This window comes from Streptomyces sp. NPDC043746 (assembly GCF_056436485.1).
This window is the reverse complement of the sequence record NZ_JBWKCM010000006.1, coordinates 172,861-193,715: the sequence shown is the minus strand read 5'-3', so window position 1 is coordinate 193,715 and position 20,855 is coordinate 172,861. Positions and strand designations below refer to the sequence as shown.

At 72.1% G+C, this 20,855-nt stretch carries 21 protein-coding genes and 1 pseudogene; 12 read left to right on the top strand and 10 right to left on the bottom strand.

What is annotated here, in order from left to right; translation table 11 throughout:
* Positions 1–32: 32 nt before the first annotated feature.
* Both AC0682_RS09595 and ctaD read right to left on the bottom strand, forming a co-directional pair.
* Complete coding sequence (locus AC0682_RS09595) at positions 33–374, bottom strand: hypothetical protein (RefSeq protein ID WP_478531972.1); 342 nt, start codon at positions 372–374, stop codon at positions 33–35.
* A gap of 44 nt (positions 375–418) precedes the next feature.
* Entirely contained in the window at positions 419–2,149 is a 1,731-nt protein-coding gene (gene ctaD, locus AC0682_RS09590) for an aa3-type cytochrome oxidase subunit I (protein WP_478531971.1), read from the bottom strand.
* Positions 2,150–2,351: 202 nt separating this feature from the next.
* Here ctaD and AC0682_RS09585 point away from each other — a divergent pair, with 202 nt between their 5' ends.
* The 4 genes from AC0682_RS09585 to AC0682_RS09570 all read left to right on the top strand — a co-directional run bounded on the left by AC0682_RS09585 (position 2,352) and on the right by AC0682_RS09570 (position 4,701).
* A complete protein-coding gene (locus AC0682_RS09585) occupies positions 2,352–3,065 on the top strand; it encodes an NADPH-dependent F420 reductase (protein ID WP_478531970.1) in 714 nt (237 codons plus the stop codon).
* Positions 3,066–3,281: 216 nt separating this feature from the next.
* Positions 3,282–3,797: an SRPBCC family protein gene (locus AC0682_RS09580; RefSeq protein WP_478531969.1), complete on the top strand. Its 516-nt coding sequence runs from the start codon at positions 3,282–3,284 to the stop codon at positions 3,795–3,797.
* 111 nt (positions 3,798–3,908) lie between these two features.
* On the top strand, positions 3,909–4,400 hold the full coding sequence (locus tag AC0682_RS09575; protein WP_478531968.1) for a hypothetical protein: 492 nt from the start codon (positions 3,909–3,911) through the stop codon (positions 4,398–4,400).
* A gap of 73 nt (positions 4,401–4,473) precedes the next feature.
* Positions 4,474–4,701, top strand: coding sequence for a hypothetical protein (locus AC0682_RS09570; RefSeq protein WP_478531967.1), 228 nt, complete (start codon positions 4,474–4,476; stop codon positions 4,699–4,701).
* A 25-nt stretch (positions 4,702–4,726) separates the two neighbouring features.
* Here AC0682_RS09570 and AC0682_RS09565 read toward each other — a convergent pair whose 3' ends face one another.
* The gene (locus tag AC0682_RS09565; RefSeq protein WP_478531966.1) at positions 4,727–5,818 is read right to left on the bottom strand and encodes an enoyl-CoA hydratase/isomerase family protein; all 1,092 of its coding nucleotides are present in this window, start codon (positions 5,816–5,818) and stop codon (positions 4,727–4,729) included.
* Positions 5,819–6,166: 348 nt separating this feature from the next.
* Between AC0682_RS09565 and AC0682_RS09560 the strand changes: the two genes are divergently transcribed.
* On the top strand, positions 6,167–8,311 hold the full coding sequence (locus AC0682_RS09560) for a SpoIIE family protein phosphatase (protein ID WP_478531965.1): 2,145 nt from the start codon (positions 6,167–6,169) through the stop codon (positions 8,309–8,311).
* A 31-nt stretch (positions 8,312–8,342) separates the two neighbouring features.
* Here AC0682_RS09560 and AC0682_RS09555 read toward each other — a convergent pair.
* The 4 genes and pseudogenes from AC0682_RS09555 to AC0682_RS09540 all read right to left on the bottom strand — a co-directional run.
* Positions 8,343–8,600, bottom strand: a pseudogene (locus AC0682_RS09555) (LAETG motif-containing sortase-dependent surface protein); the annotation flags it as partial.
* Between the two features lie 241 nt (positions 8,601–8,841).
* The gene (locus AC0682_RS09550) at positions 8,842–9,330 is read right to left on the bottom strand and encodes an N-acetyltransferase family protein (RefSeq protein WP_478531963.1); all 489 of its coding nucleotides are present in this window, start codon (positions 9,328–9,330) and stop codon (positions 8,842–8,844) included.
* Between the two features lie 70 nt (positions 9,331–9,400).
* Positions 9,401–10,534 (bottom strand): DUF6397 family protein, encoded by a 1,134-nt coding sequence (locus tag AC0682_RS09545; protein ID WP_478531962.1) that lies wholly within the window; start codon positions 10,532–10,534, stop codon positions 9,401–9,403.
* A 140-nt stretch (positions 10,535–10,674) separates the two neighbouring features.
* On the bottom strand, positions 10,675–11,088 hold the full coding sequence (locus AC0682_RS09540; RefSeq protein ID WP_478531960.1) for a roadblock/LC7 domain-containing protein: 414 nt from the start codon (positions 11,086–11,088) through the stop codon (positions 10,675–10,677).
* 142 nt (positions 11,089–11,230) lie between these two features.
* Here AC0682_RS09540 and AC0682_RS09535 point away from each other — a divergent pair, with 142 nt between their 5' ends.
* Positions 11,231–11,662: a PPOX class F420-dependent oxidoreductase gene (locus AC0682_RS09535; protein WP_478531959.1), complete on the top strand. Its 432-nt coding sequence runs from the start codon at positions 11,231–11,233 to the stop codon at positions 11,660–11,662.
* Between the two features lie 71 nt (positions 11,663–11,733).
* Here the strand turns inward: AC0682_RS09535 and AC0682_RS09530 are convergent, their stop codons facing one another.
* Positions 11,734–12,294 (bottom strand): GTP-binding protein, encoded by a 561-nt coding sequence (locus AC0682_RS09530; RefSeq protein ID WP_478532061.1) that lies wholly within the window; start codon positions 12,292–12,294, stop codon positions 11,734–11,736.
* 314 nt (positions 12,295–12,608) lie between these two features.
* Between AC0682_RS09530 and AC0682_RS09525 the strand changes: the two genes are divergently transcribed.
* The 5 genes from AC0682_RS09525 (at position 12,609) to AC0682_RS09505 (ending at position 17,886) form a co-directional block, all read left to right on the top strand.
* The gene (locus AC0682_RS09525) at positions 12,609–12,974 is read left to right on the top strand and encodes an ArsR/SmtB family transcription factor (protein ID WP_018487739.1); all 366 of its coding nucleotides are present in this window, start codon (positions 12,609–12,611) and stop codon (positions 12,972–12,974) included.
* On the top strand, positions 12,958–15,831 hold the full coding sequence (locus AC0682_RS09520) for an HAD-IC family P-type ATPase (RefSeq protein WP_478531958.1): 2,874 nt from the start codon (positions 12,958–12,960) through the stop codon (positions 15,829–15,831). Before AC0682_RS09525 ends, AC0682_RS09520 begins: the two co-directional genes overlap by 17 nt.
* 101 nt (positions 15,832–15,932) lie before the next feature.
* The gene (tatA, locus tag AC0682_RS09515) at positions 15,933–16,097 is read left to right on the top strand and encodes a Sec-independent protein translocase subunit TatA (protein ID WP_478531957.1); all 165 of its coding nucleotides are present in this window, start codon (positions 15,933–15,935) and stop codon (positions 16,095–16,097) included.
* 207 nt (positions 16,098–16,304) lie between these two features.
* Positions 16,305–16,880 (top strand): TerD family protein, encoded by a 576-nt coding sequence (locus tag AC0682_RS09510; protein WP_018487736.1) that lies wholly within the window; start codon positions 16,305–16,307, stop codon positions 16,878–16,880.
* A gap of 403 nt (positions 16,881–17,283) precedes the next feature.
* Entirely contained in the window at positions 17,284–17,886 is a 603-nt protein-coding gene (locus tag AC0682_RS09505) for a class I SAM-dependent methyltransferase (RefSeq protein ID WP_478531956.1), read from the top strand.
* Between the two features lie 87 nt (positions 17,887–17,973).
* On the opposite strand, the gene AC0682_RS09500 is transcribed toward AC0682_RS09505, so the two are convergent.
* A complete protein-coding gene (locus AC0682_RS09500; protein WP_478531954.1) occupies positions 17,974–18,771 on the bottom strand; it encodes an alpha/beta fold hydrolase in 798 nt (265 codons plus the stop codon).
* Between the two features lie 42 nt (positions 18,772–18,813).
* Positions 18,814–19,722: an oxygenase MpaB family protein gene (locus AC0682_RS09495; RefSeq protein ID WP_478531953.1), complete on the bottom strand. Its 909-nt coding sequence runs from the start codon at positions 19,720–19,722 to the stop codon at positions 18,814–18,816.
* A gap of 237 nt (positions 19,723–19,959) precedes the next feature.
* On the opposite strand from AC0682_RS09495, the gene AC0682_RS09490 reads away from it, so the two are divergent.
* The gene (locus AC0682_RS09490) at positions 19,960–20,823 is read left to right on the top strand and encodes a hypothetical protein (RefSeq protein WP_478531952.1); all 864 of its coding nucleotides are present in this window, start codon (positions 19,960–19,962) and stop codon (positions 20,821–20,823) included.
* The last annotated feature ends 32 nt before the right edge of the window (positions 20,824–20,855 follow it).

Genomic DNA, 20,855 nt, shown 5'->3' with positions numbered 1-20,855 from the left:
CTCCAGGGGGCGGCACCGGGCCCCCGGCCGGTTCAGCGCAGCAGCAGGGTCATCGAGGTGACGACAGCGGTGACCGCGCCCATCACCACGGCCGTGAGAGCCACACAGCGGGCCCGGAGCCGCTCGTAGCGTGCCGTGTACTCCCCGCGCAGTTCGACCGCCCGGTCACGGACGCGGGCGAGCGAGTCGCGGGAGACGGCGACCCGTTCGGTGAGGTAGACGCGCTCCACGTCATCGCGCTGGGCTGTGGTGAGCCAGGGGAGCTGGTCGGTGAAGCGCCGCGCCTGCGCCCGCGCCCTCTCGACCTCGGCGTTCCACAGCAGGTACCCCTCCAGCTGGGCCAGGCCGCGGGTGCTGTCCTTGTCGGGGTTCACACGTCCTCCTCGCGTCGGGCTCTCCGGGTCGCGGCGGGCCGCGCTCACTCCTGCCGGTCCCCCGGTGCCACGGTGGCGGAGGCGTCGGGCCGGTTGGCGGCCTCGTCGATCTCCCGCAGCGCCGGGTGGTGCAGGTCGAAGGCCGGGGATTCGGAGCGGATCCGGGGCAGGGTCACGAAGTTGTGGCGCGGGGGCGGGCAGGAGGTCGCCCACTCCAGCGAACGGCCATAACCCCACGGATCGTCCTCCCGGATCTTCTCGCCGTACTTCGCGGTCTTCCAGACGTTGTAGAAGAACGGCAGGAGGGACAGGCCGAGGATGAACGAGGCAATAGTGGAGACGGTGTTCAGCGCGGTGAAACCGTCGGCCGCCAGATAGTCGGCGTAACGGCGGGGCATTCCTTCGGCACCGAGCCAGTGCTGCACCAGGAAGGTGCCGTGGAAGCCGACGAAAAGGGTCCAGAATGTGACCTTCCCGAGCCGCTCGTCCAGCATCTTGCCGGTGAACTTCGGCCACCAGAAGTGGAATCCGGCGAACATCGCGAAGACCACGGTTCCGAACACCACGTAATGGAAGTGCGCGACGACGAAGTACGAGTCCGAGACGTGGAAGTCCATCGGAGGGGAGGCGAGAATGATTCCGGTCAGACCGCCGAAGAGGAAGGTCACCAGGAATCCGATCGACCAGAGCATCGGGGTTTCGAGGGAGATCGACCCCTTCCACATCGTGCCGATCCAGTTGAAGAACTTCACCCCCGTCGGCACCGCGATGAGGAACGTCATGAAGGAGAAGAACGGCAGCAGCACCGCTCCCGTGACGAACATGTGGTGTGCCCATACCATCGCCGAGAGTCCGGCGATGGCGATGGTCGCGGCGACCAGGCCGATATAGCCGAAGACCGGTTTGCGGCTGAAGACCGGGAAGATCTCGGTGACGATGCCGAAGAACGGCAGGGCGATGATGTACACCTCTGGGTGTCCGAAGAACCAGAAGAGGTGCTGCCACAGAAGCGTGCCGCCGTTGGCCGGGTCGAAGATGTGAGCTCCGAACTTCCGGTCCGCCTCCAGAGCGAGCAGGGCGGCGGCCAGGACCGGGAAGGCCAGCAGGACCAGGACACCGGTCAGCAGGACGTTCCAGGTGAAGATCGGCATGCGGAACATCGTCATGCCGGGTGCGCGCATGCAGATGATCGTGGTGATGAAGTTGACCGAGCCGAGGATCGTGCCGAAGCCCGAGAAGGCCAGACCCATGATCCACATGTCGGCGCCGATGCCCGGCGAGCGGACCGCGTCGTTCAGCGGCGCGTAGGCGAACCAGCCGAAGTCGGCGGCGCCCTGCGGCGTGAGGAACCCGGCGACCACGATGAGCGAGCCGAAGAGGTACAGCCAGTACGCGAACATGTTCAGCCGCGGGAACGCCACATCGGGCGCCCCGATCTGCAGCGGCATGATCCAGTTGGCGAACCCGGCGAACAGCGGCGTCGCGAACATCAGCAGCATGATCGTGCCGTGCATCGTGAACGCTTGATTGAATTGTTCGTTCGAAATCAACTGGGTTCCGGGCCGCGCCAGTTCGGCGCGCATCACCAGGGCCAGCAGCCCGCCCGCGCAGAAGAAGGCGAAGGAGGTGACCAGGTAGAGCGTGCCGATCGTCTTGTGGTCCGTACTGGTCATCCACTTGACGACGACGTTGCCCGGCTCCTTCCGCCGTACCGGCAGTTCGTCCCCCTCTGCGGCATCGGTATCCACCGGTTGCGAGATGCCCCTCGTCGTCACTGCGACGCTCCTTCGGTCAACGGCCCGTATGGACTCGGCGACCAGGATGGACCCGTGGCGATCGGTCCGGTGGGACATCCTTCCCCGTCCCCTGCGAGCGCCCGGCAAGGGCACTCAAATGGCCCACAGCTCCCTTCACACGCGTGGACCTGACGTCACCCGGCCGCGTCGGCCGGGAATAGCTCGTCAGGCAGCGGAGTTGATGGAGCGGCAGAACCACTGCTCCCCACTCAGCACGTATCGGAAGGTCGGATCCATGAAGATCGGCATTGTCGGCGCGGGCAACATCGGCGGAAATCTCACCAGGCGGCTGACGGCACTCGGGCATGACGTCTCGGTAGCCAATTCCCGCGGCCCCGAGACCCTCACCGCCCTCGCCGAGGAGACCGGAGCTACTCCGGTGGCCGTCTCCGAGGCGGCACGGGGCGCACGTGTCGTCGTCGTGACCGTCCCGCTGAAGGCCGTGCCCGACCTGCCTCCGGGGCTCCTCGACGGGGCGGCCGAGGGTGTCGCGGTCATCGACACCGGCAACTACTACCCGCAGCAGCGGGACGGCCGGATCGCCGCCATCGAGGACGGGTTGCCGGAGAGCCGGTGGACCGAGCAGCAGCTCGGCCACCCGGTCATCAAGGCGTTCAACGGGACCTACGCACAGGACATCCTGGACCGGGGCCGCCCGGCGGGCAGCCCCGGTCGGCAGGCGCTGCCGGTGGCCGGGGACGACCCGGTGGCCAAGCAGGCCGTCCGCGACCTGATCGACGAGCTCGGCTTCGACACCGTCGACGCGGGTGGCCTGGACGAGTCGTGGCGCCAGCAGCCCGGGACGCCCGTCTACGGCCACCAGGGCGATGCCGACGCCGTCGCGAAGGCCCTGGCGGAGGCGTCGCCGGAACGCACGGCGGAGTGGCGCGCCTGATACGCGCCGGGGGCGCTTGCGGGGAGGGGCGGCCGGCACGCGCCGGAGGGCCCGGACGCGGGACGCCGGAGGCCGGAGGCGGTGCGACGGATCACCGCCCGCCCACCACACTTAACTTACCTACTCATGGGTAAGGTGTGGCCCCGGGATGTCGGCGCCACGGTCCGTCCGGCCCCGGAGGGTCTTTCACGACAGCCGTGGAGAAGGAGACGTGCCATGCCCCGCACCATGTCCGTGGCGGACAGCATCGTCGTCGACGCCCCACCGGCGTACGTGTACGAACGTCTCAGCGACCCCACCTCGATGGGTCGTTGGAGCCCCGAGAACCGGGGGGCGACCGTCCGGGGAGAGCGGCGCGGCGCGTACGTCGGCATGGTCTTCGAGGGCCGCAACAGGCGCGGTGCCATGGGCTGGACGACCCGCTGCACCGTGACGGCGGCCGATCCGGGCGAGCGCTTCGCCTTCCGGGTCCACGCGATCGGCCTCCGGCGCCCTCGCCTCCCCGGCCCCATCGCCACCTGGGAGTACCGCTTCGAAGCCGTCGCCGGTGGGACCCGTGTGACCGAGACGTGGACCGACGACCGGCGCTCCTGGCCCAACCTCCTGGCGGGCGCCTTCGATCGGGTCGCGACGGGCGGGAAGACGTTCGCCCAGTTCCAGCGCGGCAACATCAGGACCACGCTCGAGCGCCTCAGGGCCGCCGTGGAGAGGGACTTCCGGGGAGCCGCCTGAACCCCTCCGAGCACCTGGTCCGTTGTGCCCTCGGGAGTGTCGGACCCCCGGTGCACACGTGGGGTACGTGGGCCGGTTCCGAACGCTGGGGACGTAGGGACAGGGAGAAGCATGGGCAGTGCGGAGGCCGCCGGGTTCGAGCCCGCCACCGGGGACGGGCCGCCGCTCGACGGGAGTCGCGAGGCACGTGCCGCTTCGGTACGGACCGCCTTCGAGGGGCTGCTGCAGATCCGCCGTCTGACGGGTGGCGGCGGTGAACGGCCCGATGCGGAGGCCTCGCCGGCACCGTGGGAGCTGCACCGCCCGGTACGGGCCGTGGCGTTGGCCCTGGAGAGTTCTGGGGCCACGCCGTCCGCCGTCGACGCGTCGGGGCACCGGGTCTGCGCCGGGTACCGGGTGCGTACGGGCGAAACGCCCCGGTCGGCACGGGTCGACTGGGCCGGGCCGCCGGGCAGCGGCGCCGCACACCAGGAGGAAGAGGCGCTGGCCCGGTGCGCCGAGGTGCTGCGACGGCTCGGCTGGACCGTGCTGCTCTACCGGGGGCCGCGCAGACGGCGGTATCTGGAGGTTGAGCCACCGGCGGGAGTTCCCGGGGCGCGATAGCGGGCTCGAGGGGCGTTGTCAGACCCATGGGAGATGCTTGACGGTCCGACACCTCTGATCAGGAGACGCCGAGATGGACCAAGACGAACTCGCCGCGGCGCAGGCGTACGTCCGCCTGCTGGAGGCCACCCGGGCCGCGCTCTCGGACCCCGAGGACGCACCCCTGTACCTGCCGCTGCTCACCTCGCCGATGCAGGAGGCCGACCGGGCCCTGCGAGGAGCGGGGCTGACGGGGAACGAGGACAGGCTGTTCGCTCTGGTGCGGGCATTGCAGCCGAGCCTGGCGGGCGGCGACCGATAGCAGCGCCTCCGTCCCGGGTACGGTCTCAGGCGGTCCCGGTGACCGTGGCAGTGGCACCGGAAGCGGGGCCCAGCTCCGGATCGTCCGGTCCGAGGGGGGCGAAGAAGCGGGCGACCGTGCTGTCGTCCACCTCGGAGAGGGTGGTCGGCTTCCACTGCGGGCTGCCGTCCTTGTCGATGATGCGGGCACGGACGCCCTCGACGAAGTCCGGCTCCTCACGGATCCGGGCGGAGACGCGGAACTCCTGGTCGAGGGCGGCCTCCAGGCTTCCGAGCCGGGCCGCCCGGCGTACGGCTGCCAGGGTGACCTTGAGCGCCAGGGGTGACCTTTCCCCGAGTTCCGCGACCACCTCCTCCGTCGCCGCGGTGGCCCTGTCCCGGAGCCGTCGGACGATCTCCTCCACGCTGTCCGCGGCGTAGCAGGCGTCGATCCAGTCGCGCTGCGCGGCCAGCTCTCCGGCGGATGGCTCCTCGGCGAACCCCCGGACCGCCCGCGCCACCTCCTCGGCGGTCGCCGACGCGGCCACGGCCTCCGTGAGTTCCGGCAGGCGCCGGGCCGGTACGTAGTGATCGGCGAGGCCGCACATCAGGGCGTCGGCCGCTCCGACCGAGCGTCCGGTGAGCGCCAGATGGGTCCCCAGCTCGCCGGGGGCGGCGGCCAGCAGGTGGGTGCCGCCGACGTCGGGCACGAACCCGATGCCGGTCTCCGGCATGGCCACCCGGGAACGCTCCGTGAGGATCCGGAGCGAGCCGTGGGCCGAGACCCCGACTCCCCCGCCCATCACGATGCCGTCCATCAGCGCGACGTACGGCTTGGGGAACCGGGCGATGCGGGCGTTGAGGCGGTACTCGTCGCGCCAGAAGTCCAGCGAGGCCCGGCCTCCGGCGCGGGTGTCGTCGTGGAGGGCCCGGATGTCGCCGCCCGCACACAGGCCGCGCTCTCCCGCCCCGGTCAGGACGACCGAGGTGACCGCCTCGTCCTGCTCGGCGGCCGTGAGCGCCTCGTCAACGAGCCGCACCATGGTGTGGGTGAGGGCGTTGATGGCCCGGGGGCGGTTGAGGGTGATGCGCAGGGAGCGTCCCCGGGTCTCCAGCAGGACGGGACGGTCGTCGATCATGTGTGCGCTCCGCTCTCTGGGCACGGTGGAGACCTGGCCGGACCGCCGCTCGCCGCCGACCAGTCCTTACCGCCATTCTGCGACGGCCCGGGCGCCTGCCGGGCAGGGGGGCGGCCCACGGGCGCGCGCACGGGCCGCTCGGAGGCGGGACCCGGGCCCGTCGTGGGCCCAGCAGGGTTCCGTCGTGAAGCGGACAGGGGTCGTCGTGGACCGGACGGGGGTCCGGCACCTGCTCCGGGCAGGAACTTCGGTGGTGCGCCGCTGTGGCACTCCGGTCCGAGCGGCTCGACAATTGAGGCCTACGGGGCGCGTCGCCGCGCACCCCGCCGGACGACCTCCGGAGCATGCATGACCGACCACGAACGGCGGCAGAACACCGAAGCCGCTCCGCTCCGCCGGATCGACCGGAGGGGCAACGGTGAGATCGGGCCGACGGAACGCCTCGCCATGAACCGGACGGGCAGCTTCGACTGGGACCTCGACGCCCGGACCCTGGACATCGACGAGGCGGGTCTCGCCGTGCTGGGCATGGACCCCGAGACGTACGACTCGCGTCCCGGAGCGCTGGTGGAGCGGCTGGAACCGGCGGAGCGGGCCCGGCTGGACGTCACGATCGACGAGGCCATCACGGGTGGCAGCAATTCGTACAACGTCCACTTCCGGGTCCCGTTGGAGGACGGGACGACCCAGTGGACCCACGTCCAGGCCCGCATCCTGCGGTCGAAGGACGGCAAGGCCCACCGGATCGTCGGGGTGGTCCGCGACGCGACGGCCGAAGTCACCCATTCGGCCTTCGTCCTCGATCTGGAAAAGCGCCGGCAGCGCCAGACCAGCATCGTGGAGCGCACCACCAGCGCGATGTCACGCGCGGTGACGGTGGACGATGTGACGGCCGCGCTCACCGGCCCCGGCGGGCTGGCGCGGCTGGGGGCGGACGGGCTGGCCCTGGGACTGGTGGAGAACTCCTCGCTGAACATCGTGGCGCTGAGCGGAGAGTCGCTGGAGGCGCTCGACGGCCTCGGCTCCGGGGATCTGGAGCGCAATCTTCCGCTGGCCGACGCGATCCGCAGCGGGCGGCCCCGGTTCATCACCTCGCTGGCGGCGCTGGCCCGCCGCTATCCGGTACTGGAGCCGCATCTGGGGAGGCTCAGGTTCCGGGCCGCGGCCTATCTGCCCCTGGTCGCACAGGCCCGGTCGCTCGGCGGGCTGGCCCTCTTCTACCGGGAACGCACGGTCTTCAGCGCCGACGAACGGATCCTGTGCCTGGGCCTCGCGGCCATCGTGGCGCAGTCGCTCCAGCGGGCGATGCTCTTCGACGAGGAACGGGAGTTCGCCACACAGCTCCAGTCCGCGATGCTCCCGCCCCGGATACAGGACATCGAGGGCGGCGAGATCGCGGTGCGCTACCACGCCGCGTGGAGCGGACGACAGGTCGGCGGAGACTGGTACGACGTGATCGCGCTGCCCAAGAACCGTTACGGGCTGGTCGTCGGGGACGTCCAGGGGCACGACACCCACGCGGCGGCGATCATGGGCCAGTTGCGCATCGCCCTGCGCGCGTACGCCGCCGAGGGGCACCCTCCGGCGACCGTGCTGGCGCGGGCCTCGCGCTTCCTCTCCGAGCTGGACACCGACCGCTTCGCGACCTGCACCTATGCACAGGTCGATCTGGCGACGGGGGCGGCGCGGGTGGTGCGGGCCGGCCACCTCGGGCCGCTGATCCGGCATACCGACGGGCGGGTCGGCACCCCGCAGGTGCGCGGGGGTCTGCCGCTGGGTATCTCCACGGAGTTCCAGGACGAGGAGTACCCGGAGACCCGGCTCGATCTGGTGCCCGGCGAGACGTTCGTGCTGTACACGGACGGTCTGGTGGAGGAGCCGGGCGCCGACCTGGACACCGGGGTGCAGGCCCTGCGGAACGAGGTGAGCGCCGGGCCCGCGGGGGCCGAGGCGCTCGCCGACCACCTCTCGGACCGGCTCTGGGAGCGGTGGGGTTCAGGGGACGACGTGGCGCTCCTGGTGTTGCGGCGCAGCCCCGATGTGGGATCCTCGCACGCGCCCAGGCTGCACCAGTACATCCATCAGGCGGACCCGGAGGGGCTGTCGGAGGCCCGGGCGATCGTGCGTCAGGCCTTCGCCGACTGGGACATGGCCGAGTTCGCGGACGACGCCGAACTGGTCACCGGTGAACTGCTGGTGAACGTGCTCCTGCACACCGAGGGCGGGGCGGTTCTGAGCCTGGAGGTGCTGCCCGAGCCGGTGCGGCGGATCCGGCTCTCGGTGCAGGACCGCTCCAGCGCCTGGCCCCGACGGCGTACGCCGGGCGAGACCTCGACGTCGGGGCGGGGGCTGCTCCTGCTGGACGCGGTCGCCACCCGGTGGGGCATCGAACCCCGGGGCGAGGGCAAGGCCGTGTGGTGCGAGATCGGTCCCGCTCCCCCGCCGGCCACCGCGCCCGCGTCGGCCACCGCGGAGCAGGCCCCGCCCGCTTGACAGCGATGAGGGGCGTGCCGCCACCCCCTCGTCAGCCGTGCTGCACCGCGAGAGCGGCGCCACCGATGACCGGGGCGGCGGACGACGAACCGGTCTCGGCCAGGTCCGGCGAGCTGGAGTTCGGGGCGGACTCCGAGGGCTCACCGCTCGGGGTGGCGCTGGGCTCGGGCGCCCCTGTGCCCGGGGTCTTGGACGGTGTCGACTGGGCCGGAGTGGGCTCCGACGGGGTCGGCTCGGTCGGGACAGGACTGGGCCCGGTCGCGGTCGCGGACAGGACTGGGCCCGGTCGCGGTCGGCGTGGTCATGGATACGTCGTCCAGTTCCCATCCGCCCGGATGGCGAAGGGGCGCACAGTACTGCCATCGCCCCAGAAGGGCACACGCACCCCGCGCGACAGCCCTGGGACGAACGCCTGTCATACCTCCGGCACTTCGCACAGGGCGGGCAGCCCCTTCGCGCCACTGCCTCATGACGAGGCGTCAGATGACCGCCGGGGGTACCGCGTGGCCGGTGTCGGCGGACGGGTGAGACTAGAGGGCCTTGTGCATGATGTGCAGGCCGACATAGCCCTCGGTGGGGTGGTCGAATGCCTCGGGCAGAGTGCCGATCACCTCGAAGCCGACGGACTCGTACAGCTTGACCGCACGGGTGTTGGTCTCGACCACCGCGTTGAACTGCATCGCCCGGAAGCCCGACGCACGGGCCCAGTCGACCGAGTACTCGCACAGGGCGCGCCCGACCCCCTTACCGGAGTGCGCGGGATCGACCAGGTAGGTGGCACTGGCCACGTGGGAGCCGTTGCCCATGTGGTTCCTGTTCATCTTCGCCGTACCGAGGACGACTCCCGCGTCGTCCACCGCGACGACCACGCGGCTCGGCGCGGCGACGTACCACCAGTCCTGCGCCTCCTCCTTCCCCAGGTCGGACGGGTAGGTGAGAGTCTCGCCCGCGGCGATGATCGTGTGGAAGAACGGCCATATCGCGGGCCAGTCCTCTGGGGTCGCTTCTCGGATCAGCATGCGGACATGATGCAGGGCCCGAACGACCTTCCGCGAACCACTTCCCACCCCTTCCCCCGGCAGCGAACGGCTATCCGTCCTTCCTCCGACGCCATCCCAGCCTGGCCAGCAGCCGTTTCCTGCCCTGCGCCCGCACACGGGAGGGTGCCTCCACAGCCGGGGAGTGCGGGTGCGGAGCCGTCGGCCGCAGGGCGGGGGCGGGGGCCGGAGGTGGTTCGGGGGCCCGCTTCGGGGCTGACTTCGGGATTGGGTTCCGGATCGGCTCCGGGCAGGGCTCCGGAGCCGCCTTCGGGAAGGATGTCGGGGCGAGTCGCCGCGGGGAGGGTGTCCACGCCCCGGGGTCGTCGCCCGGTCGTGGGGCCGGCCTGGCGTCACGGGCCTGTTCCAGACTCAGCGTCAGGCTGATCCGCCGCCACAGGATCTCGTCGGGGTCGTCCGCCAGCGTCAACGCTCCCATCGCCTCCCGGGCCGACGCCGAGCCCGGCCGCCCGAAGACCGCCTCCGGCCTGACCTGTACGAGATGGGCGCGTTCGTAGGGGTCGTCCACCACCTCCGCCAGGTGGGCGGGATCCAGTGCGGACGCCTCCACCGCGGCGCGGGCCCACGGGTCCTCGGTGCGCTTCAGCAGTCGCTCGATGCGCTGGGCCCGCCAGTTGCGCGCCCTCCGGTCGCCGCCCGCCTCCAGTCTCGTGCGCATCTCCGGCGGCATCCGGCGGGCGAGCAGTTCGGGCTCCGACACCGCGAACGAGGCCAGCTCGTCGGCGAGATAGAGCCAGACCACCGCCCGGTACCGGTTCAGATAGAACGTGACCGGTGAGAAGCAGCCCGCCCGGGCCAGCCGGGTGAAGCGGGCGGGGACGATACCGAGCAGCGCGGCGCCCTCCGCGGTGCCGACCGTACGCACCCGCTCCACCAACCCGTCCGGGTACCCCGGCTCTCCGCGCAGCCGCGCGATCTCCCGCTCACGCACCCTCGGCCGTCCGCCGCCGGGCATCTCCGTGACGGCGACCAGCCCCAGATGCACGGCAAGCTCGAACTCGTCGCGCCGAAGCCCCAGTTCCTGGGCGGCGCGACCTGCGGCCACCGTGGCCGCCGCCGTGCCTGACGAGGCGTGCGCCACCCTGCCCCGGACCTCAGGTGTGTCCCTCTCCCGCGTGTCGTGCGCGCCCTCGGCGCAGGCGCGTACCGCTCCCCTGACCGTCATGGCCGACCTCCCCGTGAACCTCGAATACTCTCCGTAATCACGGTAGCTCCGCGAGGCCGCTTCCGGTCCGACCTGTGGATAACTCCTCCCGGCTGGACGAAATCGCAGGTCCAAGGGGCGAAGACGTGCCAGGAGGGGAGTCAGGAAGATCCGATGCCCTCCGGGCCGCCCTGGCGGGCCGCTACGCCGAGGTGCTCACCGACCCGATTGACCAGCAGGGTCATCTCATAGGCCACCTGTCCCACATCGGCTTCGGCCTCGGTCAGCACGGACAGGCAGCTGCCGTCGCCCGCGGCGGTCACGAAGAGCAGGGCCTCGTCGAATTCGACCATCGTCTGGCGGGCCCGCCCGGCCCGGAAGTGCCGTCCCGAACCGCGTGCCAGGCTGTGCAGTCCGGAGGAGACCGCGGCCAGGTGTTCGGCGTCCTCCCGGGCCAGTTGGGTGCTGGCCCCGGTCACCAGGCCGTCGTTCGACAGCACGAGCGCGTGCCGTATGTGCCGCACGCGCGTGGTGAGATCGTCAAGGAGCCAGTCGAGTTCCCGGTCAAGCGCCATCTGTGCGTCCTCCCCGTGCCTTCGTTCCCCGTTCCCCCCGCTGTGCGCGTAAGCCTTGCGCACGGCTTCCGTACGGGCAAGCGCCCCCTGCCGCCCGGGGCGCCGCTTCGCGCCACGGCGGCGGTGGGGCCAGGATGAGCGCATGGCACATCACATGACCGATGAGGAATGGCGGGCGTTCCTCTCCGAGGGCACCCGCACCGCGAAGGTCTCGACCGTACGGGCCGACGGCAGCCCGCATGTCGCGCCCGTCTGGTTTCTGCTCGACGGCGGCGACTCACTGGTCTTCAACACCGGCAAGAAGAGCGTGAAGGGCCGCAATCTGGCCCGCGACGGACGGGTCTCCCTCTGCGTCGACGATGACCGCCCGCCGTACGCGTTCGCCGTGGTGCAGGGGCGTGCGGAGCTGAGTGAGGACCCCGACGAGCTGCTGCGGTGGGCGACGCGGATCGCCGAACGCTACGTCGGGGCTCAGGCCGCCGAGGAGTTCGGCCGACGCAACGGCGTACCCGGTGAGCTGGTGGTACGGGTGCGGATCGACAAGGTGATCGCCCTGGCCGACATGGCCGGCTGAGCGGCCACGCGCCGCCGGTCAGCCCTCCTTCAGCCCGGCCAGTCGGCCCATCAGCCCGGCCAGTCGGTCGGTCAGCTCACGGAGTCGAGGAGACGGGCGGTGTGCACACGTCCGGCGTAGTCGACCGTACGGATCAGGACGTCCTTCCCGGAGTCGGGGTCGCGCGCGTCGCACAGCACCACGGGGGTGCCCGGGTCCAGGTCGAGGGCGTGCGAGACCTCGTGGACCGTGTAGGCGCGGGCCCCGGGGAAGCGGTTGACGGCGACGACGAACGGTATGCGTCGGCGCTCGAAGTGGTCGACGGCGGCGAAGCAGCCCTCCAGCCGCCGGGTGTCGGCCAGGACGACCGCTGCCAGCGCGCCCTCGGACAGTTCGTCCCACAGGAACCGGAAACGGTCCTGGCCGGGTGTGCCGAACAGGTACAGCGACAGACCGGCGTGGAGGGTAAGACGACCGAAATCCATCGCCACGGTCGAGACGGTCTTCCGTGCCACCCCTTCCGTGGCGTCCACCCCCCGTCCGGCCTCGCTGAGCGGTTCCTCGGTCCGCAGGGGCCGGATGTCGCTGACCGCACCGACCAGGGTCGTCTTCCCGGCTCCGAAGCCGCCCGCCACCAGGATCTTCAGCACCATCGTGGCGCCCCCGTCCCCGTAGGCGCTGTACGTACGGCGAGCGCTGTGGACATGCCGTACGTCGTGGGCGTTCTCGCCGTGCTCAGAGGACATCGACCACTTCTCCCGCGAGTGAGCCGCACACCTCGGCGAAGCTCGGTTCAGCCGTTCGGACATCGCTGCCGGGACAGCATGGCAACCCGCCGTACGATCCGAAACGGTTGTTCGTTCTTGACCGATGCGGATCCCGCCCGCCCACTCCTGCCGCATATCGTCCCGGTGCGGCGTGGCCTCTACACTGGTTTCTTTCGGTCGCGGCAAGGGAGAGAGCAAAGGTGTCGACAGGTACCGGCGGCGGTTTCCAGGATCCGCCCGCCGAGGTGCTGGCGGAGGCCGCGGCCGCGTTCGGACTTCTGGCGACACCGGCCAGGCTGCACATCGTGTGGGCCCTGGCCCAGGGCGAGAGCGATGTGACCGGTCTGGCCGAGCGGGTGGGCGGCACGCTCCCCTCGGTCAGCCAGCATCTGACCAAGCTCAAGCTCGCCGGTCTCGTGCGTTCGCGCCGCGAGGGCCGCCGACAGGTGTATCTGGTGGACGATCCCGGTGTGGTGACGGTGGTCCGGCTGATGGTCGGCCAGCTCGCCGAGCGCGCCGGACACCCGGCACAGGAGCCCGTCCGCCTGCGTGAACTCGGTGCCTGAGGGCAGCGCAGCCGCGGGACCCGGCCCGGCCGATCCCGGCGCGTCGGCCTCCGTGACACCGTTCCCGGGCATCGCCCCTCCAGCACCGGGGTCCGTGCCGGAGTCCGTGCCGGGAGCGGCCGTCGGAGCGGACACCGGCGTCCTCGGTCCGCACGCCGGTGCCGGGCCCGGGGCCCCTCTGGTGAAAACCTCCCTGGAGATACTGCGCTCGCTGGACAGCGGACCACGCGGCCTGGTGGAGGCGCGGGCCGAGGAGCGGCTCGCGCGGTTCGGTGAGAACGTGCTGCCCGCCTGGCGGCCGGTTCCCTGGCCCCGGCGCTTCGTCCGCAGTCTCCGGGACCCCTTCACCTCAGTACTGCTCTGCCTCGGTCTGGTCTCGGCCGTGGTCTCCGCTTGGGGCACGGCCTGCGTGATCCTGGCCCTGGTCGCGGTCAGCTGTCTGCTGCGCTCGGCCGAGGAACACCGCGCCGACCGTTCGGCGGCGGCTCTGCGGGATCTGGTGGCGACCACGGCGACCGTGGTGCGCCGGGTCACGCCGGACGCGCCACCCGTGGAACGGGAAGTCCCGGTGGCCGATCTGGTGCCCGGAGACGTGATCCGGCTGGGCCCGGGGGACCTCGTGCCCGCCGATGTGCAGGTGCTGCGCGCGGGCGGGCTCACGGTGCACCAGTCGGCCCTGACCGGCGAGTCGGCGCCGGTGGCGAAGCACCCCCTCGACGCGCCGGACCCCGCCCTCGCCGGGGCCGGACCCTTCGCCCAGCCGCAGCTGTGCTTCCAGGGCAGCAGTGTGACGTCCGGCAGCGGTACGGCGGTGATCGTGGCCACCGGAGGGGCCACCCGGTTCGCCGCCGCGCACGACGGCCGGGCCCGGCAGCGGGGCCCCAGCGCCTTCGACCGGTCGGTGCAGGGGATCTCCTGGACGCTGATCCGGTTCATGCTGCTCACCCCGCCCCTGGTGCTGATGGCCAATGCGGCGCTGCGGGGCCGGGGGCTGGAGACCCTGCCCTTCGCCGTCGCGGTGGCGGTGGGGCTGACACCCGAGATGCTGCCGGTCATCGTCACGACGGCGCTCGCCCGGGGTGCGTCGCGGCTCGCCCGTACCAGCGGGGTCATCGTCAAGCGGCTGCCCGCCCTGCACGACCTGGGCGCGGTCGACGTGCTCTGCCTGGACAAGACGGGGACGCTGACCGAGGACCGTCCCGTCGTGGCGGCGGCGGTCGACGGTGCGGACCGGCCCGACCCCGAGGTACTGCGATGGGCGGCCCTCAGCGCGCTGTGCACCCTCCAGCTGGCGGAGCTGCCTGCGCCGGACGCCCTCGACGAAGCGGTGCTGGACGCCGCCGAGGAGACCGAGGGGTGGGGGGTGTGGGCCGCGTACGAGGGGGTGGCCGCGCTGCCCTTCGATCCGGTGCGGCGGGTGGCGACCGCGGTGGTCCGGCGGCCGGACCGGCTCGGTGTCCACACCCTGGTGACCAAGGGGGCCGTGGAGGCAGTGCTGGAGCGGTGCGCCCTGGACGGGGACGAGCGCGAGCGGCTGCTCGCCGTGGCGGACGGGAAGGCGGCATCAGGGCTGAGGCTGCTGGCCGTGGCCCGCGCCGACCGGCCCGCCCGGCCGGGTGCGTACACCCCTGCGGACGAGCGCGGGCTGACCTTCGTGGGCCTGGTCGCCCTGCGGGACGTTCCCGCGCCGAGCGCGGCCGAGGCCCTGGGCGTGCTGGCCCGGCGCGGAGTGACGGTCAAGGTGCTGACCGGCGACCACCCGGGGACGGCCGCCCGCGCCTGCGCGGACCTGGGCCTGCGTACAGGGACGGGCGCGGGCACCGGGACCGGCCCTGACACCGGTGCACGGTCGGGCGTGGATGCGGCCGCTGCGATCGCGTACGGCGGCGTGGTGACCGCCGAGCTGGTGGACACGCTGTCGGACGCCGAGCTGGCGCGGGTCGCGGACCGAGCGAGCGTGTTCGCGCGCTGCACCCCCGAGCACAAGGCCCGGATCGTCTCGGCTCTCCGTGCGGCCGGGCACACCACCGGCTTCCTCGGCGACGGTGTCAACGATCTGCCCGCCCTGCACGCGGCCGACGTCGGCATCTGTCCCCGCAGCGCGGTCGACGTGGCGCGCGAGGCTGCGGACGTCGTACTGGCGGAGAAAGACCTCACCGCGATCGACCGGGCGGTACTGGCGGGACGGCACAGCAGCGCGAACATCGCCACCTACCTGCGCATCACGCTCTCCTCCAACCTGGGCAACGTCATCGCCATGCTGACGGCCGGGCTGATGCTGCCCTTCCTGCCCATGCTCCCGGCGCAGGTGCTGGTGCAGAACCTCTGCTTCGACGCGGCGCAGCTCGCCTTCGCGTTCGACCGCCCGGCGAAGTCCGCCCTGCGCCGGCCCGCAGTCCTGCGCTCACGCGACTTCCTCCGTTTCATCACCGGGTTCGGGCTGCTGAACGCCGCCGCCGACCTCGCCACCTTCGGCGTGCTGGCCCTCGCCCTGCACAACGCTGCCGGGGACGGCGAGGCGGCGTTCCACGCCGGTTGGTTCACCGAGAACCTGCTGACCCAGGCGCTCGTGATGGTCCTGCTGCGGACAGGGCGCAGCGCAGTCGAGCGGCGGGCCGGGGGGCCGTTGCGGGCGGCGGCGGCCGGGCTCGCGGTGGTGGGTGTCCTGCTCCCGTTGACCCCGGTGGGACCGCTGCTGGGGATGAGCGCCCTGCCGCCGCTCTACTACCTGTTGCTCGCCTCGGTGCTGGGGCTGTACGCGGTGGGGCTCACAGCGGCCCGGAGGCGTTACGAGCGACGGCATCCGGCCGACGAGAAAAGCGGGCGGGGCCTGGGGCAGGCCGACGCGGGCCGCTGAGGCGAGCGCCGGGGGCGGCCGTCCGGCCCCCGCATGACAGTTGTACAGTTGCGCAAAGCGGAAACTGTTGTCGCGCGGATCGAGAGAAGGGCGGGACCAGAATGTTGCGCAACGGCCTGGAGCCCTGGCACCTGTTGATCGTGGCCGTCGTGGTGGTCGCGCTCTTCGGTTCGAAGAAGCTGCCGGACACGGCTCGCGCCCTGGGAAAGTCGATGCGCATCCTCAAGAGCGAGGCGAAGGCCATGAGGGACGACGAAGCCCGTTGACGCAACCCCGGGCCGGCCTCGCGGGCCGGGCATCCGGCCGCCGTTCATTTCACGACTTGCGCAATCCGGGAACCGCGCAGGCCGCGCGGAACGTTCGTACCAATAGCGGCCGCATGTAGTGACAGCGACACCCTGTGGATCGCAGGATCATCCGATCCAACACACGTGCGGACCGACGGAACACAGACAGAGCACTGGAGGAAATTCATGGGTGTGAGCCTGGCGAAGGGCGGCAACGTCTCCCTGTCGAAGGAGGCCCCCGGCCTGACGGCCGTGACGGTCGGCCTCGGCTGGGACGTCCGGACCACGACCGGAGCCGATCACGACCTGGATGCCAGTGCGCTGCTGTGCTCTGCGGCGGGCAAGGTCCTCTCCGACTCCCACTTCGTCTTCTACAACAACCTCAACAGCCCCGACGGCTCCGTCCGCCACACCGGTGACAACCTCACGGGCGAGGGCGAGGGCGACGACGAGTCGATCGAGGTCGACCTGGCCTCGGTCCCCGCCGAGGTCGCGAAGATCGTGTTCCCGGTCTCCATCCATGACGCGCAGAGCCGGGGCCAGAGCTTCGGCCAGGTGCGCAACGCGTTCATCCGCGTGGTCAACCGGGCCAACGGCGTGGAGCTGGCCCGCTACGACCTGAGCGAGGACGCCTCCACCGAGACCGCGATGGTCTTCGGCGAGCTGTACCGGCACGGCGCGGAGTGGAAGTTCCGGGCCGTCGGCCAGGGATACGCCTCGGGGCTGGCCGGTATCGCGTCGGACTACGGCGTCAACGTCTGAGCAGCGGCGCGGATGTGAAGCCCGGACGCCTGGACCGCAACCGGTCCGGGCGCCGGGCTTCCGGGCTTCCGGGCTTCCGGGCTTCCGGGCTTCCGGGCTTCCGGGCTTCCGGGCTTCCGGGCTTCCGGGCTTCCGGGCTTCCGGGCTTCCGGGCAAATGATCCGCCCGCCTCGGGGGGCAGACTTCGCTGAAGTCCGCCCCGGTGGCTCCCCCCCCTGGCAGCAGGCGCCCGGCAACGGTCGCCCGGCGGAGGCTGCCGGGCCGGGCCGTCCGGTGGACGGGTCCAGCTACGGGACGAGCGGCGGGTGTGCCCCATGGCGGGCACCGCGTCCCGAGGGAGCCCGCCTTCCGATAGCAGCTTCTCGGCGTTCCCTCCCGGCGTCGACTGCGCGATCATGTCCGCATGGCCGACGACCACCACACCCATGTCCTGGACTTCTTCACTCCGCGCGCGGCCGACTGGGACAGCCGGTTCCCCGATGACGGCCCGGCCTATGCCAGCGCCGCCGGTCAGCTCGGGCTGCGTCCGGGGGACGCCGTACTCGACGCGGGCTGCGGAACCGGGCGCGCGCTTCCGGCCCTGCGCGCGGCCGTCGGACCACGGGGGACGGTGCTCGGCGCCGATCTCACCCCCGCGATGCTGGAGCGGGCGGCACAGGCGGGGCGGGGGGAGAGCGGCACGCTCCTCCGCGCCGACGTCGCGCGGCTCCCGCTGCGCGACGGGGTGCTGGACGCGGTGTTCGGCGCCGGGCTGATCTCGCATCTGGCCCGCCCCGAGGCCGATGCTGCGGAGCTGGCCCGGGTGGTGCGGCCGGGCGGGGTGCTGGCCCTGTTCCACCCGATCGGCCGTGCCGCCCTGGCCGCGCGGCACGGACGTACCGTCACGGAGGACGACCTGCGGGCCGAGCCCAGGCTGCGGGCCCTGCTGGAGGGCTCCGGTTGGCGGCTGGACTCGTACGTCGACGAGGACGACCGCTTCCTCGCCCTCGCCGTACGTCAGCCCTGACGCACGCACCGCCTACCACGGACCCGCACCGGGCAGCTCCGTGTCACGCATGCTCGCGCGGTTGTCCGAGGCAGCGAAACCGCGGCCTCATACGGCGCCGACGACGGCCGCCAGCACGGCGGGGCGGTCGAACATGACGTTGTGCCCGGCGCCGGACGCCTGGACCACGCGCACCCCCGAGGCCGTCAGCTCGGCTGCACCGGGGAGTTCGCCGCTCAGAGCCCCCTGGATGTAGCTGCGGTCTGCCGGGGAGTCCAGCAGCATCCGCCGGACGGTCGGGTCGGTGCCCCGCACCAGTCCGGTCGCCGAACGGTGCAGGGCCAGCGGGTCCGCCAGGCGCATGGTCGCCGCCCAGGTGGGGCCGGACCGCCGCAGGATCCTGGCGAAGCCGCCGCCCCGGACGAACTCCTCCTCCGTGTACGCGGCGATCGAACTGCTGCCGGCGGTGGGTGGCGGGGCGGGGTCGAGGTCCGCCTCCGCGAGGACCGGGCCCGAGACGAGGTCGGGGCGCCGGTGGGCGAGCACCACAAAGACCGCGCCGCCCATGCTGTGCCCGACGACCCGGGCGCCGCTCACCGCAGCCGTGTCCAGGGCGGCGGCGAGTGCGCCGGCGAGGTCCTCCAGCGTGTAGCCGAAGTCGGCGGGAGGGTCGCTGATGCCGTGTCCGGGGAGGTCGACGAAGAGCGAGCGGCGACCCGACAGGGCCGGGTGGGCCGCCACATGCGCGTGGTAGACCGTCGACATCGCTCCCAGGCCGTGCACATAGACCGTGACCGGCTGCGCGGCGCCGTCTCCTCCCCCGCTACCGGCCGCCTCGGTCCACCTGACCAGACCGCCCCGCCCGTCGAACTCGGCCTCGACCCCGGGTGTCCCCGCTCTCCTCACCTGCCCTCGACCCACAACTCACGCGCCCCCGTCCGGCGCGGATCACTCGGCGGGGGCCTCCGACGGCCGCCGGTGGCCGGGAACCGGGCAGCCGCGGACGCCCGGGGTGGGGAACGTACCGAGTGCGGCGACCTCGTAGCCGTCCGGGTAGCCCTTGATCTCCGGGTTCTGGCGCGCGTAGTGCGGCTTGCGCCGGGGCGGGAGGAGACGGACGGCCCGCGCGCGGAGGCGCAGGGCGCCCCGGGTCAGCCCGCGGGCCACGGGCCCCGGGCGCTCGTATCGGAACGCCCGCAGCAGCGAGTCGTCCAGGAGGGCGAGGCTGGCGCCCCGGACCAGCGGGGCGAGCGGCGCCGGGTACCAGGAGCCCATGAGCGCCAGGGTCGCGTCGGAGACCCGGCGGGCCCCTTCGTCCCAGCCGAAGTGCTCGTGTTCGTAGGTGTCCAGGGTGCGCTCGAAGTCCTCGTAGCTCTGTGGAAGGTCCTTGATCCCCATCCGGGCGCCGAGGGTGCGGTAGTAGGCGGCGAAGGCCCGCAGCTCGTGGTCGGAGAGGCGGCGCCAGCCGAACTCGTCCACCCAGCGCTTCGGAGTGACGACGAAGGTGCACAGGACATAGCGCATGTCGTCGTTGCTGATGTCGTAGCTGCGGTGCATCTGGTTGATCCGGCGGACGGCCGTACGGCCCTCCTCGGTGTCGAAACCGTGCTCCACCACGGTGTCCAGGAGCAGGGCGGTGTCGTCGTACCTCTTCTGCGTACGCTCGGTCAACTCTGCTGTCTGGTCCAGGAGTCGGCCGATGCTGGGCACGGCATAGGTGCGGTAGAGGGCCAGTTCGAGAGCACGGGTGACGTCCCAGGGGAACTCGTAGGTGACGGTGAGACGGTAGATCTCCAGGAAGTCCCGCTCCGGATCCAGTCGCTGAATCTCTTTCAGCCGGTCGTACCGCTGAACCATGGTCTTCCCCTCGCTCGTCGGAAGCTCCGATTCTAGGGGGAGCACCTCGCACGCCCCGGCCCTTCCCGGCCCCGGCGAACCGGCCGGACGAAGCGGTCGAGGGAGCGGCTCGGAGGCGGTCGAGGGGCCGGCCGATCCGGATTCTCACCGCCTGCCAGGGCCTCGACGGCGAGGTTACCGAGTAGCTAAGGTGCGCCGGACGGGCGAGCGACGAGAGTTGGGGACGAGGAGGACACTGTGGCCGGTGCGGACGCCGACGACGCGCTGCTGGTGCTGACCGCGGTACTGCTCACTCCTGCCCGGTTCCCCGGGGTACTGGGCGACGACTACGTGGCCGCGTGCGGGGCGCTCGCCCTCGAACCGTACGAGGAGGGGTACGGCCTCGTCCTCGGGCAGGACGGCCGTGGGGCCCGCTGGACCGTGGTCGTCGACGACGTCCCGCTGGTGGCCGTGGCCATCGCGGCGTGGGACTGCGGCATGGCGTACGACCTCTCCCCCGATGAGCGCTCCGTGGTGTGCGCGCTGCCCGGCTGGCCGCTCGCCCTGGCCGTCGCCGCACCCGGGGTGCCCGCCCCGCACGACCCGGAGACGGACGGCGCGGGCCCCGCCCCACTCACTCCCCCGGACGCGGGCTCCTGGGGCCCCGCGCAGCGGCGGCTCGGAGCGGACGAGATCGCGCAGCGGTGGACGCTGTGGCGGGAGCGGATCGACGATGCGGAGCTCGTCCGGCCGGTCGGCGAGGGGGCGGCCGAGGGGTCCCGGGACGGAGAGGCGGAGAGCGAGGCGGGCAGGGACGCGAAGAGCGGTTCCGCTGCGAGCGGGCCGCGGCATCCCGGCGTGCGACGGGCCCTGGCGGAGGCCCTCGCCTATACGGAGACTCCGCCGCCGCCCGGCCGGATCCGCTCCGTCTTCGCCTCCGCCGACACTCGCACCCTCCGGGTCGACGGCCCGGGGTGGTCGATGGTCGCCCGGACCGACGACATGGCGCTGATCCTTCTGGACGAGAAGCCGGGCGAGATCTTCCCCGTCGGCCGCGGGCCCGCGCTGCCCGGCCTGCTCAGGGCCCTGGAGGCACTGGCCCCACATCCGGCCCGACCCTGACCGGGTGCCGGGCTCCCGCTGTGGGCGGGGGA

What these genes read in the sequence shown, in the direction of transcription:
- AC0682_RS09585 (WP_478531970.1), top strand. Translation starts at nt 2,352, where the DNA reads ATGGAGCGGCAGAACCACTGCTCCCCACTCAGCACGTATCGGAAGGTC.
- AC0682_RS09580 (WP_478531969.1), top strand. Translation starts at nt 3,282, where the DNA reads ATGCCCCGCACCATGTCCGTGGCGGACAGCATCGTCGTCGACGCCCCA.
- AC0682_RS09575 (WP_478531968.1), top strand. Translation starts at nt 3,909, where the DNA reads ATGGGCAGTGCGGAGGCCGCCGGGTTCGAGCCCGCCACCGGGGACGGG.
- AC0682_RS09570 (WP_478531967.1), top strand. Translation starts at nt 4,474, where the DNA reads ATGGACCAAGACGAACTCGCCGCGGCGCAGGCGTACGTCCGCCTGCTG.
- AC0682_RS09565 (WP_478531966.1), bottom strand. Translation starts at nt 5,818, where the DNA reads ATGATCGACGACCGTCCCGTCCTGCTGGAGACCCGGGGACGCTCCCTG.
- AC0682_RS09560 (WP_478531965.1), top strand. Translation starts at nt 6,167, where the DNA reads ATGACCGACCACGAACGGCGGCAGAACACCGAAGCCGCTCCGCTCCGC.
- AC0682_RS09550 (WP_478531963.1), bottom strand. Translation starts at nt 9,330, where the DNA reads ATGCTGATCCGAGAAGCGACCCCAGAGGACTGGCCCGCGATATGGCCG.
- AC0682_RS09545 (WP_478531962.1), bottom strand. Translation starts at nt 10,534, where the DNA reads ATGACGGTCAGGGGAGCGGTACGCGCCTGCGCCGAGGGCGCGCACGAC.
- AC0682_RS09540 (WP_478531960.1), bottom strand. Translation starts at nt 11,088, where the DNA reads ATGGCGCTTGACCGGGAACTCGACTGGCTCCTTGACGATCTCACCACG.
- AC0682_RS09535 (WP_478531959.1), top strand. Translation starts at nt 11,231, where the DNA reads ATGGCACATCACATGACCGATGAGGAATGGCGGGCGTTCCTCTCCGAG.
- AC0682_RS09530 (WP_478532061.1), bottom strand. Translation starts at nt 12,294, where the DNA reads ATGGTGCTGAAGATCCTGGTGGCGGGCGGCTTCGGAGCCGGGAAGACG.
- tatA (WP_478531957.1), top strand. Translation starts at nt 15,933, where the DNA reads ATGTTGCGCAACGGCCTGGAGCCCTGGCACCTGTTGATCGTGGCCGTC.
- AC0682_RS09510 (WP_018487736.1), top strand. Translation starts at nt 16,305, where the DNA reads ATGGGTGTGAGCCTGGCGAAGGGCGGCAACGTCTCCCTGTCGAAGGAG.
- AC0682_RS09505 (WP_478531956.1), top strand. Translation starts at nt 17,284, where the DNA reads ATGGCCGACGACCACCACACCCATGTCCTGGACTTCTTCACTCCGCGC.
- AC0682_RS09495 (WP_478531953.1), bottom strand. Translation starts at nt 19,722, where the DNA reads ATGGTTCAGCGGTACGACCGGCTGAAAGAGATTCAGCGACTGGATCCG.